The organism is Streptomyces sp. NBC_00285, from assembly GCF_036174265.1.
Lineage (GTDB): Bacteria > Actinomycetota > Actinomycetes > Streptomycetales > Streptomycetaceae > Streptomyces.
On sequence record NZ_CP108055.1, the window covers coordinates 5,470,918 to 5,487,374 of the forward strand.

Below are 16,457 nucleotides of genomic sequence, written 5' to 3' on the forward strand. Positions count from 1 at the left end.
AGCGATACGACCCCTCGTGGCCTCCCTGATGAGAGATACGGCCCGTGTTCCTCGTCTCCTCGGTGACTGACACACCCCCGTGTGTCAGTCACCGGTGGGGAGCGCGACCCCCTCGCGCTCCCCCGTGGCCCGCGTACGGCCCTCGGCCCGGCTGCCGAACCCCCTCCGGCGGCCGGGCGGACGGCTCAACTCTGGTGGGACTGGTAGTGCGTGACCGCGTCGGAAGTGCGGCCGGCACCGTAGACCCGGAGGAACTCTGCCAGTTCCGGGTGGGTCGGGGCGAGGCTGTCGGCCGCGTCGATGATGTCTCCGGCGGCGGCCACCGAGCGCAGCAGCGACTGGATCTCGCGAACGACCCGCTTGACCGTTGGCGCACCCGAACTACTCGTCGTGGTCGTGGTGTTGCTGAGCACCGAGCCCCCCTGCGACTTCTTGATCTCATCCATGCGCTCGGTCGCCTCGGCCGCGCTCACGCTGCCGTCGGCGACCTGCCCCGCCAGGTCCTGCAACAACTGCACGCGCTGGACCACGGCGGGATTGCCGATCTTCGCCCGCTGACCGCTCATCAGCTGTGACAGCATCGGCGCGGACAGTCCCAGTACCCCCGCGAGACGAGCCTGGTTGAGGCCCAGGTCGTCTATGAGCTTACGGAAGAGCGCCCCCAGCGGCTCCCCGTACCAATTCCGCTGAAGCTCCCGCGCTCTTGCGGTCGCTTCCTGCTGTGCGGCGTCCATGTGCGTCTCCCCATCGCTTCCCCAAAATCCGTGGTTCGCGACAGCGAACCACGCCGAGCATCTTACGGAGAGTGGTCGTTCGCGGGGAGCCCTAATCATTTTGCGGAATACCCGGGGTGACCCGGTACTCTGGTCTGCGACGCCCACCGGTACGTGGTTCTTCCGGCGGACGTATCTCCTCTCGGGGCCTTAGCTCAGTTGGTAGAGCGCTGTCTTTGCATGGCAGATGTCAGGGGTTCGACTCCCCTAGGCTCCACTCCACAAAACCCCTCCGACCTGCGGAAACGCAGGCGGAGGGGTTTTTGGTGCGTGAGGTGGGGTGGGAGTAGTCCGGAATGCCGGTGGCGTGTTGTCGGGACATGATCGGACCAGGCCGCTCTCCCCCTCCCCGACGGCACTCGACGGCACTCGACGGCACTCGACCGCCCCGACGCACAGCGGATACGCCATGCACCGACGCCACGTCCGATCCCTCCCCCGACTGCTCGCGGCCCTCGGCCTGCTGTCCGTGGCCGCGGCACCCGCCGTCGGCCACCCGACGTCCCCCGAGCCGCAAGCTCGCGCACTGCAAGCCCCTGCACCGCAAGCCCCGGACCCGCTGTCCCTCTGGCTGGATCCGAACACCCCCGCCGCGCTCCAGGCCGCCGCATACCGTCGCCTGGGCCGGACCGAGGACGCGGCGCTGATCGACAGGATCGCCACCCGCCCGCAGGCCACCTGGCTGACCGGTGCTAACCCCGGCCCCGCCGTGCGCGCCCTCACCACGGAAGCCGCCCTCGCCGGGCGTACCGCGCTGCTCGTCGCCTACCACCTCCCCCACCGCGACTGCGGATCCTTCTCCGCGGGCGGCGCGGACAACGAGCGGGATTACAGGGCCTACATCGACTCCTTCGCCGAGGGACTCGGCGACCGGGGCGCCCTCGTCGTCCTCGAACCCGACGCCGTGCCGCAGGCCCTGGCCGACTGCCCCCAGACCGGCACGGCGGACCCTCTCGCACTGCTCGCCCACGCCGTCGAGCGCCTCAAGCAGCAGCCCCGTGCCCGGGTCTACGTCGACGCCGGGAACCCCGACTGGATGCCTGACGTGTCCTGGCTGGCCCGCGGGCTGCGTCAGGCGGGCGTGGACGGGGCCGACGGCTTCGCGCTCAACGTCTCCAACTTCCAGACCACGCAGAGCGTCCTGTCGTACGGACGACGCGTGGCGGACGCGCTCGGCGGCGGTGCGCACTTCGTCGTCGACACCAGCCGAAACGGCAACGGCCCCTACACAGGCGTCGACGCGTGGTGCAATCCGCCGGGCCGCGCGCTGGGCAGCCCGCCCACGACGGACACCGGAGTCCCTGGCGTGGACGCCTACCTGTGGATCAAACGGCCGGGGGAGTCGGACGGGACCTGCCGGGGCGGACCGCCGGCCGGTCACTGGTGGCCGGAGTACGCACTGGACCTGGCGCGGGCGGCACCCGACTGACCACGTACCCGGCGCCTTCCCGCGCACCCTCGCTCACCGTGCGGCCGACCCGCCGCCCATCAAGGAGCGGTACACCGCCGCCGACCTCGGATGGGAACGGCACTCCCACACGCCGTGCGGGCAGTAGTCGCTGAGCGACTGGTAGAGAGGGCGTTGGCGGGCGAACCAGGTGAGCATGCCGCGCATGTAGGCCGGATTGTCACCGTTCCTGTACAGGCCCCACTCCTGGTACGAGATCGGCTTGCCGTGGGCGCGGGCGAAGCGGACATGGGCGCGCAGGCCGTACGGCTCATCGACCTGAGCGGCGAAGCGCAGGCCGCGCGGGGCGTCGTAGGCGTCCATGCCGATGATGTCGACGACCTTGTCGCCCGGATAGCAGCGCGGCCACGGGATCGCGTCGCGGCCGCGGTTGGGCGTGAACTCGAAGCGCAGACGCTCTCCCTGAACCGAGCGCATCGCGTGCACGATCCTCGTCCAATAGGCCTTCCAAGCGGCCGGGTCCGGGCCGCAGCGGTGGGTGTAGGTGGTGCCGTTCATCTCCCAGCCCAGCACGACGATCGTGTCCGGTACGCCCAGATCCACCAACCGCCGGGCCAGGGCGCGGAAATGACCGTCGTAGGCGCCGCTCGCCCCGAGCCGGAGCTCCGCACGGACCATGCTGTCCGGAAGGTGGGCCTCCGTGCGCTCCAGCATCGGCACGTTGAGGACGAACATCCGTTGCGGAGCGGCCCGCCGCCACGCCGCCCAGGACTCCAGATAGCCCGGAGCGCCCTCGATGTTGCTCCAGCGGTCACCGGGCAGATACACGTGTCCCACCCGGGGCGCGGGCCCGCCGAGCCAGGCACCGAGTTCACCCAGGCGCCCCACGTCGGAGGGCTCGTATCCGACGTAGGCGCCGTACGCGGACACCGAAGCCGGTTCAGGGGCGCGAGCGGTACAGGCGGAGGCCGCCAGGAGCAGCAGTACGGCGGCCAGGGCGGCCGGCCCGCGGCGCGAGGGCTTCATGAGACGGCGGGTCCATCCGGTCGGGGGACATGGTCCCGAGACTGTGACGCACCCGAGCCCTCCCGTACCGGCTCGGCCACACCGTCGGGTGAACACAACGGTGGGGCGGAACTTTTCCGCCCCACCACTGGTACACACGCCGTCGAAACGGCGTCAGCGCCCTTCGTCGTGCTTTGCGGCGTCCTCCTCGGCCTCCTTGACCTGGACCTCCGGGTCAAGGACGGACTGGCCGCTGCCGTCCACGGACGTCAGACGGCCCGTCTCGGGCATCTCGGTCGCGGCGGGGGGCTCGACCAGCCAATCCGGATTGGCCTGCTTGTCCCACCACTTCCAGGCGGCGTAGGCCCCGCCGGCTACGACGCCCGCGATGGCCAGCGCCTTGGCGAGCCGTCCGGCGCGGGCCCGCCGCTCGTGCTTGCGGACCAGCTTCCGGACCTCCTTGGGCGTGACCTGGCCACGCAGCGCGGCCAGTGCGGCCGCGCTCCGTGCCGTGGCCTCCTCCCGGACCGGTCCGGCCGCGGCGACGGCCTGCTCGATCCTCGGACGTGAGTAGTCGGCGGCCTGGCGGGCCGCCTTGCGGGTACGGACGGCCGCCTCGTGGGCGGCCTGATCGACCTTGGGCGGAACATGCGTGCGAGCCTGCTCAAGACGCGGCGCGACATGGGCGCCGTACTGGACACGCGCCTGGCCGGCCGCCTGGGTGACCTTCGGCGCGAGCCGTACGCGTGCCTCCTGCGCATAGTGCGAGGCCTTGTCCTTGGCCGTGTCGGCGTAGGGCGCCACCACTTCCGCGGCGTGCAGCACGCTGTCCTTCGCCGAGCCGGTCGCGGCGCGCACGCTGTCAATGCGGGTCACGGGATCCTCCTCCTCGGTGGCGTACGGTATTTCGACTTTCCACCCTTTTCCGGATCATGCATGCCGGGGCACAACCCGGCACCTGAGGGGTGGGCATCCGGATCAATAGCGGATGAATACGTGGCAACAGGAGCTTGTCGACGACAATGCCACGGATCGCCGCTCCGCGCCCCTGTCCGGAGCCTCCTCGGCCGGATCCGTGCGAGGATCGGTGGGGCAAGAGAAGACAACGGAAGGCAGATCGTGGCCGAGCAGCTTTACGCCACCCTGAAGACCAATCACGGCGACATCGAAGTCCGGCTGCTGCCGAACCACGCCCCGAAGACCGTCAGGAACTTCGTCGAACTCGCCCAGGGCGAGCGCGAGTGGACCCACCCCGGCACCGGCGAGACGTCCACGAAGAAGCTCTACGACGGCACGGTCTTCCACCGCGTCATCAGCGGCTTCATGATCCAGGGCGGCGACCCCCTGGGCACCGGAATCGGCGGCCCGGGTTACGAGTTCGAGGACGAGTTCCACCCCGACCTCGGCTTCAACAAGCCCTACCTGCTCGCCATGGCGAACGCCGGCCCGGGCACCAACGGCTCGCAGTTCTTCATCACCGTCTCCCCGACGGCCTGGCTAAACCGCAAGCACACCATCTTCGGCGAGATCACGGACGCGGCCAGCCAGAAGGTCGTGGACGTCATCGCCGGAGTCAAGACCAGCCGGCCCAACGACCGCCCGGTGAACGAGGTCGTCATCGAGTCGGTCGTCGTCGAGACCCGCTGAGGTCCCGCGGAAAACTCCGCGAAGGGAACCGAACGCCCCGCTCAACCGTAAGGATGAGCGGGGCGGTGCATGTGCGTACGACGATCTAGGGGATGTCATGGAACAGGCGGCAGGCGGATCACCTCAGGCGCAGAGCCTGCCCGGCTGCTACCGGCACCCGGACCGCGAGACCGGCATCCGCTGCACCCGCTGCGACCGCCCGATCTGCCCCGAGTGCATGGTCAACGCCTCCGTCGGCTTCCACTGCCCCGACTGCGTGCGCGACGGCGGCGGCACCGGACCCGCTCCGGCCGCGTCCCGGCCCCGCACCATCGCGGGCGGCACCGTCACGGCGGACCCCCGGCTGCTGACCAAGATCCTGATCGGGATCAACCTCGCGATGTTCATCGCCATCAAGGCGCGTCCGTCGCTCCTGAACGACGTGGTGCTGCTCGGCGCCTGGCCGCCGGCGCCCTTCGCGCCCACCGAGGGCGTCGCCGACGGGCAGTACTACCGCCTGGTGACCTCGATGTTCGCGCACCAGGAGTACTGGCACATCGGCTTCAACATGATGAGCCTGTGGTGGCTCGGCGGTCCCCTCGAAGCCGCCCTCGGCCGTGCCCGATACCTCGCGGTCTACTTCGTCTCCGGACTCGCGGGCAGCGCACTGGCCTATCTACTCGCCTCCCCGAACACGGCCACGCTCGGCGCCTCCGGTGCCATCTTCGGCCTCTTCGGAGCGACCGCGGTCCTGATGCGCCGGCTCAACTACGACCTGCGGCCGATCATCGCGCTGCTGGTGATCAACCTGATCTTCACCTTCAACCCGGCGTTCAACATCTCCTGGCAGGCCCACATCGGCGGGCTGGTCGCCGGCATCGTCACGGGGTACGGGATGGTCCACGCCCCGCGTGAGCGGCGGTCGCTGGTGCAGTACGGCACCAGTGCGCTGGTCCTGCTGGTCGTCGTGGTCGTGACCCTCGTGAGGACCTCGCAGCTCACCTGACCAGCACGTTGTCCACAGTGAGTGGCGAATCTTGTGCATACAGTGCGGGAACAGCTGTGCCCCCTGCCATCGACCAGTGTTTCTGCAGGTCAGACAGGGGGCGAACAAGCTTGCGGGGGTGGTGCGATGGTCGTACCAGCGTCAACACCCGAGGAGTTATCCACAGATCGTCTTCTTTTTTCCCCAGCGTGTGGACAGGGGTTGTGGATAACTCAGTGGATACCCGTGGGCAGAGCTATTTCCACTGGGTGGAGACGGCGAATCCGGCGGCGATGAAGCCGAATCCCACCACGATGTTCCAGTTGTCCAGAGCATCGATGGGCAGCGAACCGTCGGTCACATAGAAGACGACGATCCAGGCCAGCCCGATGAGGAACATGGCCAGCATCACAGGGGCGACCCAGGCACGGCTGTTCAACTTGATGACGGTCGCCTGCTTCGCCGCGGGCGGCGTGTAGTCGGCCTTCTTGCGGATACGTGACTTCGGCACGAGGGTCTCTCCTGTCGATGCGCTGCGTGGCCGCGCAGGTAACTGGGTCGGGCTCCGGGCAGCGTACAAGGGGACACTGAGCACTCCCCCGGGCGTCCGTTAGCGTAGTGCTTCCGCGGCGCCGAAGGAGATAAGGGTACGTTGAGCAATTCTGCCGACTCTCCCCAGTCCGGATCCAGTCCTGTCCAAAGGCGGGGTTTCCGGCCGGTCAGGGTGCTCACGGTGGGCGTCTTCGCTCTCGCGGGGCTCATCTTCTTCACGAGTTTCAACACGGCCAAGGGCACCGACATCCGCACCGACGCGTCCATGCTGAAGCTCTCGGACCTCATCCAGGAGCGCAGTCACAAGAACGCCGGGCTCGACGAGTCCAACGGTTCGCTGCGCCGGGACGTCGAGTCGCTCGCCGAGCGGGACGACGGCAGCACCAAGGCCGAGGACGCCAAGCTCGCCGCCCTGGAGGACAGGGCGGGCACCCAGAAGATCAAGGGCGACGCGGTCACGGTCACGCTCGACGACGCCCCGCCGAACGCCACCGCCAAGCTTCCCGGCTATCCCGAGCCGCAGCCCGACTACCTGGTCATCCACCAGCAGGACCTCCAGGCCGTGGTCAACGCCCTGTGGAAGGGCGGCGCCAAGGGCATCAAGGTGATGGACCAGCGGCTGATCTCCACCAGTGCCGTGCGCTGTGTCGGCAACACGCTGATCCTCCAGGGCCGCGTCTACTCGCCGCCGTACAAGATCCAGGCGGTCGGCGCCCCGGGGAAGCTGAAGCAGGCGCTCGCGGACTCCAAGGCGATCCAGAACTACATGGTCTACGTCAACGTCTACGGCCTCGGCTGGAATGTCGTCGACGACGGCACGGTGACTCTTCCCGGCTACTCGGGCACAGTGGATCTGCAGTACGCCAAGCCCGTGGAGTGAGCACGGTGTGAGTCCCTGGAGTCGCCGGTGCGTGTCGTCGTCAGGACCGTCAGCGAGCTGTGCATCACCGTCGGCGCCCTGATCGTGTTGTTCGTCACCTATGTGCTCTTCTGGACCGGAGTGCAGGCCGACACCGTCATGAACGACCAGATCGACCAGTTGCAGAACCAGTGGTCGCAGGGGAGCGTGCAGCAGCCGAAGGTGACCGCCGGTGCCACCGCGTCCGCGGCTGCGTCCGAACCGGCGCCGTACCGGAGCGGGAAGCCCTTCGCGATCATGTACATCCCGAGGCTTGGTTTCACGTGGAACAAGCCGGTTCTTCAGGGCACCGAGGTCGGCACCCTGAAGAAGGGGCTCGGCCACTACGCGAACACCGCGCAGCTCGGGCAGCAGGGCAACTTCTCCGTCGCCGGGCATCGGCGCACGTACGGCGATCCGTTCAAGGACTTCCCGAAGCTGCGGCGGGGTGACGCCGTGGTGCTGACCGACGGGTCGACCTGGTTCACGTATCGGATCGACAAAGGGCCTTACAAAACAGTGCCCACCGACATTGAGGTGATCGATCCTGTGCCACGTAATTCCGGGTACACGCGGCCTGGCCGCTATCTCACGCTGACCACGTGCGATCCGGAGTGGGGACACAGTCACCGGCTGATCGTCTGGGCACACCTGGACTCCACACAGCCTGTGGAGGACGGCAAGCCTGTTGCCCTGCGCCGTTAGTCTGGTGTGGTACGGCGGGTGTCTGGTGCCGTGATGCGACGGAAGGGACGGCATGTACGGCTGGATCTGGCGGAATCTGCCGGGGAACGCATGGGTGAAGGCGTTGCTCTCACTCGTGCTGGCGCTTGCTGTGGTCTACGTCCTCTTCCAGTACGTCTTCCCGTGGGCCGAACCACTGCTGCCCTTCAACGATGTGACGGTGGACAACCAGTGAGCGCGCGCATTCTCGTCGTCGACAACTACGACAGCTTCGTCTTCAACCTGGTCCAGTACCTGTACCAGCTGGGCGCCGAGTGCGAGGTGCTGCGCAACGACGAGGTGTCGACGGCGCACGCCCAGGACGGCTTCGACGGCGTGCTGCTGTCGCCGGGTCCGGGGACGCCGGAGGAGGCGGGCGTGTGCGTGGACATGGTCCGCCACTGTGCCTCGACCGGGGTGCCGGTCTTCGGTGTCTGCCTGGGCATGCAGTCGATGCAGGTGGCGTACGGCGGTGTCGTGGGCCGCGCGCCCGAGCTGCTGCACGGCAAGACCTCCCTCGTGGAGCACGGGGGCAAGGGCGTCTTCGCCGGTCTGCCGACGCCGTTCACGGCGACCCGGTACCACTCCCTGGCCGCTGAGCCGGCGACGGTCCCGGCCGAGCTGGAGGTCACCGCGCGGACGCACGACGGGATCGTCATGGGGCTGAGGCACCGTGAGCTGCCCGTCGAGGGTGTGCAGTTCCACCCCGAGTCGGTGCTGACGGAGCACGGCCATCTGATGCTGGCCAACTGGCTGGTGGAGTGCGGGGACCAGGGCGCGGTGGCGAGGTCGGTGGGGCTCGCCCCGGTGGTGGGCAGGGCCACGGCGTGACGGCCCTGCGCCCCGAGCGCGAGGACTTGCACGGCGATGCGTCGTACGAGTCCTACGGCGGCGATCCCTACAGCGGGGAGTCCTTCGGCGGTTCCGGCACCAGGCGGCGGTCCCATGCCGCGGGACCCGCGGGCGGAGCGCCCTCGGGCGGGGCGCGGGCGCCGTACGTACCCCTCGGCGACGACGAGACGGTGGCGCTGCGGATACCCGATCCGCCGCCGCCCCCGATATCCGCCTCTGAGGGCTCTTCCGTCACATCCGCCACTGGGACCCCACATGGTGGCCGTGCGGCCCGTAGAAAGGCCGCCAAGGGGCGTCACGGGCGTCATGGCAGCGCGGCTCTCCCCGAGTCGGAGCAGGAGTCGTCGGAGTCGTCTGGGGCGGCGGGGTCGCCTGACGGGAAGCCGCTTTCCCGCGTCGAGGCCCGTCGGCAGGCCAAGGCACGCAAACCCGGTCCGGCCGTCGTCGCGAGCCGGGCGGTGGGTGAGGTGTTCATCACCACCGGCGTGCTGATGCTGCTGTTCGTCAGCTACCAGCTGTGGTGGACCAACGTCCGGGCGCACGCGGCGGCGGACAAGGAGGCGAGCAGCCTCCAGAACGACTGGGCGAGCGGCAAGGGCGCCCCGGGCTCCTTCGAGCCGGGCCAGGGCTTCGCGCTGCTGCACATCCCCAAGCTGGACGTGGTCGTGCCGATCGCCGAGGGCGTCAGCAACAAGAAGGTGCTCGACAAGGGCATGGTCGGGCACTACAGCGAGGGCGCGCTGAAGACGGCGATGCCCGACGCCAAGACCGGCAACTTCTCTCTCGCCGGCCACCGCAACACGCACGGCGAGCCCTTCCGCTACATCAACAAGCTCAGCCCGGGTGACTCGATCGTCGTCGAGACGCAGGACGAGTACTTCGTCTACAAGATGACGTCGACGCTCCCGGTGACGGCCCCGAGCAACACGAGTGTGATCGCCCCCATCCCCAAGGGGTCCGGGTTCACCACGGCCGGGCGCTACATCACTCTCACCACGTGCACACCGGAGTTCACCAGCAAGTACCGGTTGATCGTCTGGGGCAAGATGGTCGAGGAACGGCCGCGCAGCAAGGGCAAACCGGATGAGCTCGTCCAGTAAGGGCAGATGACTAGTGGCACCGACCACCGACGGCACCGCAGAGCACACCGACATCCGGAGATCCGAGCAGCCCGCGCCGCGCCGCCGCGGCACCGGCCGGATCGCCATGGCGGTGAGCGTCTTCGGTGAACTCCTCATCACGGCCGGGCTGGTGCTCGGCCTGTTCGTCGTCTACTCGCTGTGGTGGACGAACGTCGTCGCCGACCGCGAGGCGGACAAACAGGCCGACAAGGTGCGCGACAGCTGGAACGAACGGACCACCGGCGGTCCCGGAGCGCTGGACACCAAGAACGGCATCGGGTTCCTGCACGTCCCCGCGATGAAGAACGGCGAGGTCCTGGTCGAGAAGGGCACCTCGACGAAGATCCTCAACGACGGCGTCGCCGGCTACTACACGGACCCCGTCAAGGCCGCGCTCCCCACCAGCGGCAAGAAGGGCAACTTCTCCCTCGCCGCCCACCGCGACGGCCACGGTGCGAAGTTCCACAACATCGACAAGGTCAGGAAGGGCGACGCGGTCGTCTTCGAGACCAAGGACGAGTGGTACGTCTACAAGGTCTACGCGGTCCTCGCCGAGACCTCCAAGTACAACGTCAAGGTCCTCGGGCAGATCCCCAAGGAGTCCGGCAAGAAGAAGGCCGGCCACTACATCACGCTGACGACGTGCACGCCGGTGTACACCTCGCGGTACCGGTACGTGGTGTGGGGCGAGCTGGTCCGCACGGAGAAGGTGGACAGCGAGCGGACGCTGCCGAAGGAACTGCGGTGACAGAGGCCCGAAGCCGCAACCATCTATTGCGGCTTCGGGCCTCTTGCCCTGGGCTCAGCGCAGCGCCTTGAGCCGGGCTCCCGCGCTCCAGGTCTCCAAGTCGTCCCGGTTCACCGTGATGACCCCGCTCAGATCGGCGACAGTCTGCGCTTCGCTGCTGAAGTTACAGGTGGCGACGAACAGGGCGATGTCGACTCGGTCGATGGCTCGGGCCGCGCCGGCGAACTTCTGCATATCGGCGCTGGGGACGGTCCAGCGGCCGGAGCGGTTCTTGCACTGCACGGCGACGGTTCGGCCGTCGGCGGTGCGAGCGGTGATGTCGATGCCCCGGTCGGTGTGGGCTTTGCGTACGACGACATCCGTGCAGCCGTCACGTCGCAGGAGTTCGGCCACGTGATGCTCGAACGCCTGCCAGGTCATTGCTTTGAGGTTGTGCCTCACGCTGTCCGCGGGCGCTTCCCCTTCCAGGATGCTCACTCGCTTGTGTGGTCAGGGCAGAGCTGTGGAACCCTCCCCGTCCGATCAACGAGTCATCAGGTATGACGACATGATCGAATGACGCACAGGTATGCGACAGCGGCCCCGGACCTCCGTGAGTAGCGAGGTCCGGGGCCGCTGTTCGTGACGCGGGGAGGGTGTCAGTCCTCCGTGCGGGCCGCCGTTCCGGTGGTGCCTCCGAAGAAGCCTCCGCCGTTGTTGCCGCCGTTGTTGCCGTTGCCGGCGCTCACGCTGGCCAGGGTGATCTGGGTGTTGCCCGGATCATCGACCTCGTCGCCCCCGTTCGGGCTCTGCTGTATCACGAGGGCGGTGTCGCTCTGGTCGCTCCCGTTCGCGAACTGGATGTTGTTGAAGCCGGCCGCGCGAAGGGTCTGCTTGGCTTGGCCCACCGTCTGGTTGCGGACGTCCGGGACCTCGGTCTTGTCCGCCGCCTTGCCGATCTGGATGTTCACCGACGAGTTCTTGTCGGCCTGGGTGCCGGCCTGCGGCGAGGTCGAGATGACCTTGCCGATCTTGTTGGTGTCGTCGGTCTCCACCTCGGTGCAGTTGCCGACGAGGTTGTTCGCCTGCATCTGGGCCTTGGCGTCGTCGCAGGACTGGTCGGTGACGTCCGGGACCGTGGACTTCTCCTCGGCCTTGGCGATGGTGAGGGTGACGGTGGAACCCTTCTCCACCTCCGCGCCCAGATCCGGGTCCTGGTCCAGGACGGTGCCCGCCTTCTCGGTGGACACTTTCTGCTTGGTCTTCACGACGAACTGGTACTTGTCGTCCTGCAGCGTCTGCGTGGCTTCGTCGACGTCATCGCCGAGGACGCTGGGGACGGCGACCTTCGGTGCGCCGGTGGACACCACGATGTTGACGCTGGTCTGCTTGTCGACCGTCTGGCCCTTCGCGGGGTCCTGCGAACAGACGTTGCCCTTGGCCGCGTTCTCACAGGCCTTCGGGGTGACCGTGCCGAGCTTGAGGTCGCTGTTGGTCAGCAGTTTCTCCGCGTCGGCCTGCGACTGGTTGACGAGGTTCGGCACGGACACTGTGCCGTTGTTCGCGCCGCCGTCGCCGCTGAAGATCCACTTGCCGATGAGGATCGCGCCGACGAGCACCAGGACGCCCGCCACCACCAGCAGGATCGTCGAGGTGTTCGACTTCTTCTGGCGGCGCCGGTCGGGGCGGTCGTCGTAGCCGAAGCCGCCGTCGTCCGGGCTCATCGGCGGCAGCATGGTGGTCGCGCCCGCGTCGGAGCGCAGGGCCGTCGTCGGCTGGTCGTTGGGGTAGCCGCCGTAGCCAACGGAGCCCATCGCCGCCGTGGCTGCGACCGGCTGGCCGTCGAGGCAGGCCTCGATGTCAAGGCGCATCTCGTCAGCCGACTGGTAGCGGTAGTTCGGGTCCTTGACCAGGGCCTTGAGGACGATGGCGTCCATCTCGGGCGTGATCTCGGGGTCGAAGACGCTCGGGGGCTGCGGTTCCTCCCGGACGTGCTGGTAGGCCACCGCGACCGGGGAGTCCCCGACGAAGGGCGGCCGTACCGTCAGCAGCTCGTAGAGCAGGCAGCCCGAGGAGTACAGGTCGGAACGGGCGTCGACCTGCTCGCCCTTCGCCTGTTCCGGCGAGAGGTACTGGGCCGTGCCGATGACCGCGGAGGTCTGCGTCATCGTCATCCCGGAGTCGCCCATGGCGCGGGCGATGCCGAAGTCCATGACCTTGACCTGGCCGTTGCGCGTCAGCATGACGTTCGCGGGCTTGATGTCGCGGTGGACGATGCCGGCCCGGTGCGAGTACTCCAGCGCCTGGAGGATGCCGATGGTCATCTCCAGCGTGCGCTCCGGGAGCAGCTTGCGGCCGCTGTGGAGGAGTTCACGCAGGGTGGAGCCGTCGACGTACTCCATGACGATGTACGGGATCGAGACCCCGTCGATGTAGTCCTCGCCCGTGTCGTAGACCGCCACGATCGCGGGATGGTTGAGCGAGGCGGCCGACTGGGCCTCCCGGCGGAACCGGGCCTGGAAGGACGGGTCGCGCGCGAGGTCCGCGCGGAGCGTCTTCACCGCAACGGTGCGGCCGAGGCGTGTGTCCATGGCGAGGTATACCTCCGCCATGCCACCACGGCCGAGCACCTGGCCCAGCTCGTACCGGCCGCCGAGGCGACGCGGCTCTTCCATAGCTTCCTACCAGCCCTCTCCGTCGGTCCCGACCGGCACAGGTGTGCGGTCGGAGGCTGCAGTCCGGGCCTACCGTACCCGGCTAGCTTTGTGTGACCTGGCCAAGTGCGTCACCCGATACAGGACCGGTATCGCAACGTGCACCGATGCGAGGGGGACGTGATCGGGGTCACTTCTGGGAGTTGATGACGGCCTCCATCACGTTCTTCGCGATGGGGGCCGCGAGCCCGCCGCCGGAGATGTTCTCGCGGGCCGCCGCATTGTCGTCCTGGATCACGACGGCGACCGCCACCGGAGAGCTGTCACCGACCTTGGCGTACGAGATGAACCAGGCGTACGGGTTCTTGCTGTTGTTCTCGCCCTGCTGGGCGGTACCGGTCTTGCCGCCCACCGTGACGCCGCTGATCTGCGCCTTCTTGCCGGTGCCGTCCTTGACGACCGTCTCCATCATCGACTGGAGGATCTGGGCGTTCTCCGCGGACAGCGGCTCGCTCAGCTTCTCCGGGTCGGTCTTCTGGAGGGTGTCGACGTTGGGGGCCTGGAGCGAGTCGACCATGTACGGCTTCATCAGGGTGCCGTTGTTGGCGACGGCCGAGGCGATCATGGCCATCTGGAGCGGGGACGCGGCGGTGTTGAACTGGCCGATCGAGGACAGGGCCACCTCGGAGGGCGCCATGTCCTTGGAGAAGACGGAGGCGCTGGAGCGCACCGGGGTGAACTGCTCCTCGTCGAAGCCGAACAGCTTGGCCTCTTCCAGCATCTTGTCGTTGCCCAGGTCGGAGCCGACCTTGCCGAAGACGGTGTTGCAGGAGTACTGGAGCGCGACTCGCAGGGTGGCGTTCTTGCAGGGGATGTTGCCCTCGTTCGGCAACTGGGTCGTGGTGCCCGGCATCGTCCACGGGAGCGGCGACTTCGTGGCCGAGTCGGCGTCCCTGTACAGGCCGTTCTGCAGGGCGGCGGCCGCGGTGACGACCTTGAAGGTGGAGCCGGGGGGGTAGACCTCGCGCAGGGCCCGGTTGAGCATCGGGTCGTCGGGGTCGTTCTTCTTGTCGAGCTTCTTCCAGGCCTCGGCGTCGGAGTTGCTGCCGCCGGCGATCGTCGAGGGGTCGTACGACGGGTAGGAGGCCAGCGCCAGGATCTTGCCGGTGGACGGGTCCAGGGCGGCGACCGCGCCCTTGCCGCCCTGCTTCTTCAGACCGTCGTAGGCGGCCTTCTGAGCGGCGGCGTTGAGGGTGGTGACGACGTTGCCGCCCTCCTTCGCCTTGCCGGTGAGCATGTCGAGGGTGTTGCGGAAGAAGAGCCGGTCGTCGGTGCCGGTGAGGATGCCGTCCTCGATGGACTCCAGCTGGGTGGCGCCGTAGGACTGCGAGACGAAGCCGGTGACCGGCGCCCACATCGCGCCGTCCTTGTAGGTGCGCTTGTACTTGAAGTCGCCCGACGTCGTCTCCGCGTGCCCGGTGATGGCCTTGCCGTCGACGATGATGTCGCCGCGCGGTGTGGCGTACCGGGCGATGAGGACGCGACGGTTGTCGGGGTCGTCCTTGAGGGCGTCGGCCTTGACGTACTGGAGCCAGTTGTCGCGGATCAGCAGGGCGAGGACCAGGAGGCCGCAGAAGATCGCGATCCGGCGCAGGGGCTTGTTCATGACGGGCGGACCACCTGGGTCATCTCGGCGTCGGGGCTGGGGGCGGGGGCGGGCGCCGGGCGGCGTGCGGTGTCGCTGATTCTGATCAGGATGCCGATCAGGGCCCAGTTGGCGATGACGGAGGAACCGCCGTAGGCCAGGAAGGGCATCGTCATGCCGGTCAGCGGGATGAGGCCCATCACGCCGCCGGCCACCACGAAGACCTGGAGGGCGAAGGCGCCGGACAGGCCGATCGCGAGGAGCTTGCCGAAGGGGTCGCGGGCGGCGAGGGCGGTGCGTACTCCGCGCTCCGCGATCAACCCGTAGATCAGCAGGATCGCCATGATGCCGGCGAGGCCCAGTTCCTCGCCGAAGGTGGCGAGGATGAAGTCGGAGTTGGCGGCGAAGCGGATCAGCTCGGAGTGCCCTTGTCCCCAGCCGGTGCCGAGGGTGCCGCCGGAGCCGAAGGCCCACAGTGCCTGCATGGACTGCTCGGAGTGGCCGACGACGTTCTGCCGGGAGAGCGTGTACTCCTTCATCGGGTCGAGCCAGGCCTGGACGCGCTGCTGGACGTGCGGTTCGAAGCTGGCCACACCGACGGCGCCCGCGGCGGACATCAGCAGACCGAAGACGATCCAGCTGGTCCGCTCGGTGGCGACGTACAGCATGATGATGAACATTCCGAAGAACAGCAGCGAGGTACCGAGGTCGGTCTCGAACACCAGGATGAGGATCGAGATCATCCATACGACGATGATCGGTCCGAGGTCGCGGCCGCGCGGCAGGTACAGGCCCATGAAGCGGCGGCTGGCCAGGGCGAGCGCGTCGCGCTTCACCATCAGGTAGCCGGCGAAGAAGATCGCCAGGACGATCTTGGCGAACTCTCCGGGCTGGATGGTGAAGCTGCCGACCTGGATCCAGATCTTGGCGCCGTAGGTGATGTTGGCGCCGAGGCCCGGGACCAGCGGGAGGAGCAGCAGGACCAGCGCGCCGACCATGGAGATGTAGGTGTAGCGCTGCAGGACCCGGTGGTCCTTGAGGAAGATCAGGACGACGGCGAACAGGGCGATGCCCATCGCCGTGTAGATCAGCTGGTTGGTCGCCTTGCCGCCGGACTGGCCGATCGACTGGAGCAGCTTGGACTGGTCAAGGCGCCAGATCGCGACCAGCCCGAGCCCGTTGAGCAGGGTGGCCAGCGGCAGCATCAGCGGGTCCGCGTACGGCGCGAACTTGCGCACGACGAGGTGGGCGACACCGGCCAGCAGGCCGAGGCCCAGGCCGTAGCTCAACAGCCCGGCCGGGACCTGGTCGTTGATGGCCAGGCCCACGTTGGCGTACGCGAAGACCGGGATGAGGACGGCGAACACCAGTAGCGCCAGCTCGGTGTTGCGGCGGCTCGGTGCGCCGATCGCGCCGATCGTGGACGTGTGGTGCGTCGAGGTGTTCGATGTACTGCTGCTCATCGTGTGACAGGGCCTCTCACGGCTC

At 68.1% G+C, this 16,457-nt stretch carries 17 protein-coding genes and 1 tRNA gene; 10 read left to right on the top strand and 8 right to left on the bottom strand.

What is annotated here, in order from left to right:
- Positions 1-185: 185 nt before the first annotated feature.
- On the bottom strand, positions 186-734 hold the full coding sequence (locus OHT57_RS25145) for a helix-turn-helix domain-containing protein (RefSeq protein ID WP_328748744.1): 549 nt from the start codon (positions 732-734) through the stop codon (positions 186-188).
- A gap of 183 nt (positions 735-917) precedes the next feature.
- On the opposite strand from OHT57_RS25145, the gene OHT57_RS25150 reads away from it, so the two are divergent.
- Both OHT57_RS25150 and OHT57_RS25155 read left to right on the top strand, forming a co-directional pair.
- Positions 918-990: transfer RNA gene (locus OHT57_RS25150), tRNA-Ala, on the top strand.
- A 192-nt stretch (positions 991-1,182) separates the two neighbouring features.
- Positions 1,183-2,202 carry a glycoside hydrolase family 6 protein gene (locus OHT57_RS25155; RefSeq protein ID WP_328748745.1) on the top strand — a complete coding sequence of 340 codons (1,020 nt, stop codon included), beginning with the start codon at positions 1,183-1,185 and terminating at the stop codon, positions 2,200-2,202.
- 33 nt (positions 2,203-2,235) lie between these two features.
- Here the strand turns inward: OHT57_RS25155 and OHT57_RS25160 are convergent, their stop codons facing one another.
- Positions 2,236-3,207, bottom strand: a complete 972-nt coding sequence (locus OHT57_RS25160) for a glycoside hydrolase family 26 protein (protein ID WP_328748746.1) — start codon at positions 3,205-3,207, stop codon at positions 2,236-2,238.
- Between the two features lie 153 nt (positions 3,208-3,360).
- Positions 3,361-4,062: a DUF5324 family protein gene (locus tag OHT57_RS25165; RefSeq protein WP_328748747.1), complete on the bottom strand. Its 702-nt coding sequence runs from the start codon at positions 4,060-4,062 to the stop codon at positions 3,361-3,363.
- 243 nt (positions 4,063-4,305) lie between these two features.
- Between OHT57_RS25165 and OHT57_RS25170 the strand changes: the two genes are divergently transcribed.
- Both OHT57_RS25170 and OHT57_RS25175 read left to right on the top strand, forming a co-directional pair.
- A complete protein-coding gene (locus OHT57_RS25170) occupies positions 4,306-4,833 on the top strand; it encodes a peptidylprolyl isomerase (protein WP_328748748.1) in 528 nt (175 codons plus the stop codon).
- A gap of 97 nt (positions 4,834-4,930) precedes the next feature.
- Positions 4,931-5,818 (top strand): rhomboid family intramembrane serine protease, encoded by an 888-nt coding sequence (locus OHT57_RS25175; protein ID WP_328748749.1) that lies wholly within the window; start codon positions 4,931-4,933, stop codon positions 5,816-5,818.
- 235 nt (positions 5,819-6,053) lie between these two features.
- Here the strand turns inward: OHT57_RS25175 and crgA are convergent, their stop codons facing one another.
- Positions 6,054-6,308, bottom strand: a complete 255-nt coding sequence (gene crgA / locus OHT57_RS25180) for a cell division protein CrgA (protein WP_328748750.1) — start codon at positions 6,306-6,308, stop codon at positions 6,054-6,056.
- Positions 6,309-6,449: 141 nt separating this feature from the next.
- On the opposite strand from crgA, the gene OHT57_RS25185 reads away from it, so the two are divergent.
- Genes OHT57_RS25185 through OHT57_RS25210 form a run of 6 tightly spaced genes read left to right on the top strand, consistent with a single transcriptional unit; the run spans position 6,450 to position 10,691 of the window.
- Positions 6,450-7,229: a DUF881 domain-containing protein gene (locus OHT57_RS25185; RefSeq protein ID WP_328748751.1), complete on the top strand. Its 780-nt coding sequence runs from the start codon at positions 6,450-6,452 to the stop codon at positions 7,227-7,229.
- 27 nt (positions 7,230-7,256) lie between these two features.
- Positions 7,257-7,952, top strand: a complete 696-nt coding sequence (locus tag OHT57_RS25190) for a class E sortase (RefSeq protein ID WP_328748752.1) — start codon at positions 7,257-7,259, stop codon at positions 7,950-7,952.
- Between the two features lie 52 nt (positions 7,953-8,004).
- Positions 8,005-8,166: a hypothetical protein gene (locus OHT57_RS25195; protein WP_328748753.1), complete on the top strand. Its 162-nt coding sequence runs from the start codon at positions 8,005-8,007 to the stop codon at positions 8,164-8,166.
- A complete protein-coding gene (locus tag OHT57_RS25200; protein WP_328748754.1) occupies positions 8,163-8,801 on the top strand; it encodes an aminodeoxychorismate/anthranilate synthase component II in 639 nt (212 codons plus the stop codon). The genes OHT57_RS25195 and OHT57_RS25200 overlap by 4 nt, the downstream gene beginning before the upstream one ends.
- Positions 8,798-9,922: a class E sortase gene (locus tag OHT57_RS25205; protein ID WP_328748755.1), complete on the top strand. Its 1,125-nt coding sequence runs from the start codon at positions 8,798-8,800 to the stop codon at positions 9,920-9,922. The genes OHT57_RS25200 and OHT57_RS25205 overlap by 4 nt, the downstream gene beginning before the upstream one ends.
- Before the next feature lie 13 nt (positions 9,923-9,935).
- On the top strand, positions 9,936-10,691 hold the full coding sequence (locus OHT57_RS25210) for a class E sortase (protein ID WP_328748756.1): 756 nt from the start codon (positions 9,936-9,938) through the stop codon (positions 10,689-10,691).
- A 54-nt stretch (positions 10,692-10,745) separates the two neighbouring features.
- Here the strand turns inward: OHT57_RS25210 and OHT57_RS25215 are convergent, their stop codons facing one another.
- The 4 genes from OHT57_RS25215 to OHT57_RS25230 all read right to left on the bottom strand — a co-directional run bounded on the left by OHT57_RS25215 (position 10,746) and on the right by OHT57_RS25230 (position 16,432).
- Positions 10,746-11,111 (bottom strand): restriction endonuclease, encoded by a 366-nt coding sequence (locus OHT57_RS25215; protein WP_328748758.1) that lies wholly within the window; start codon positions 11,109-11,111, stop codon positions 10,746-10,748.
- 218 nt (positions 11,112-11,329) lie between these two features.
- Complete coding sequence (pknB, locus tag OHT57_RS25220; protein WP_328748759.1) at positions 11,330-13,345, bottom strand: Stk1 family PASTA domain-containing Ser/Thr kinase; 2,016 nt, start codon at positions 13,343-13,345, stop codon at positions 11,330-11,332.
- Between the two features lie 169 nt (positions 13,346-13,514).
- Positions 13,515-14,990 (bottom strand): peptidoglycan D,D-transpeptidase FtsI family protein, encoded by a 1,476-nt coding sequence (locus OHT57_RS25225; protein ID WP_328748760.1) that lies wholly within the window; start codon positions 14,988-14,990, stop codon positions 13,515-13,517.
- Positions 14,987-16,432: an FtsW/RodA/SpoVE family cell cycle protein gene (locus OHT57_RS25230; protein WP_328748761.1), complete on the bottom strand. Its 1,446-nt coding sequence runs from the start codon at positions 16,430-16,432 to the stop codon at positions 14,987-14,989. Before OHT57_RS25230 ends, OHT57_RS25225 begins: the two co-directional genes overlap by 4 nt.
- Positions 16,433-16,457 lie beyond the last annotated feature (25 nt).

Coding starts and splice junctions, on each gene's coding strand:
- pknB (WP_328748759.1), bottom strand. CDS start 13,345: ATGGAAGAGCCGCGTCGCCTCGGCGGCCGGTACGAGCTGGGCCAGGTG.
- OHT57_RS25230 (WP_328748761.1), bottom strand. CDS start 16,432: ATGAGCAGCAGTACATCGAACACCTCGACGCACCACACGTCCACGATC.
- OHT57_RS25145 (WP_328748744.1), bottom strand. CDS start 734: ATGGACGCCGCACAGCAGGAAGCGACCGCAAGAGCGCGGGAGCTTCAG.
- OHT57_RS25175 (WP_328748749.1), top strand. CDS start 4,931: ATGGAACAGGCGGCAGGCGGATCACCTCAGGCGCAGAGCCTGCCCGGC.
- OHT57_RS25225 (WP_328748760.1), bottom strand. CDS start 14,990: ATGAACAAGCCCCTGCGCCGGATCGCGATCTTCTGCGGCCTCCTGGTC.
- OHT57_RS25195 (WP_328748753.1), top strand. CDS start 8,005: ATGTACGGCTGGATCTGGCGGAATCTGCCGGGGAACGCATGGGTGAAG.
- OHT57_RS25155 (WP_328748745.1), top strand. CDS start 1,183: ATGCACCGACGCCACGTCCGATCCCTCCCCCGACTGCTCGCGGCCCTC.
- OHT57_RS25160 (WP_328748746.1), bottom strand. CDS start 3,207: ATGAAGCCCTCGCGCCGCGGGCCGGCCGCCCTGGCCGCCGTACTGCTG.
- OHT57_RS25215 (WP_328748758.1), bottom strand. CDS start 11,111: ATGACCTGGCAGGCGTTCGAGCATCACGTGGCCGAACTCCTGCGACGT.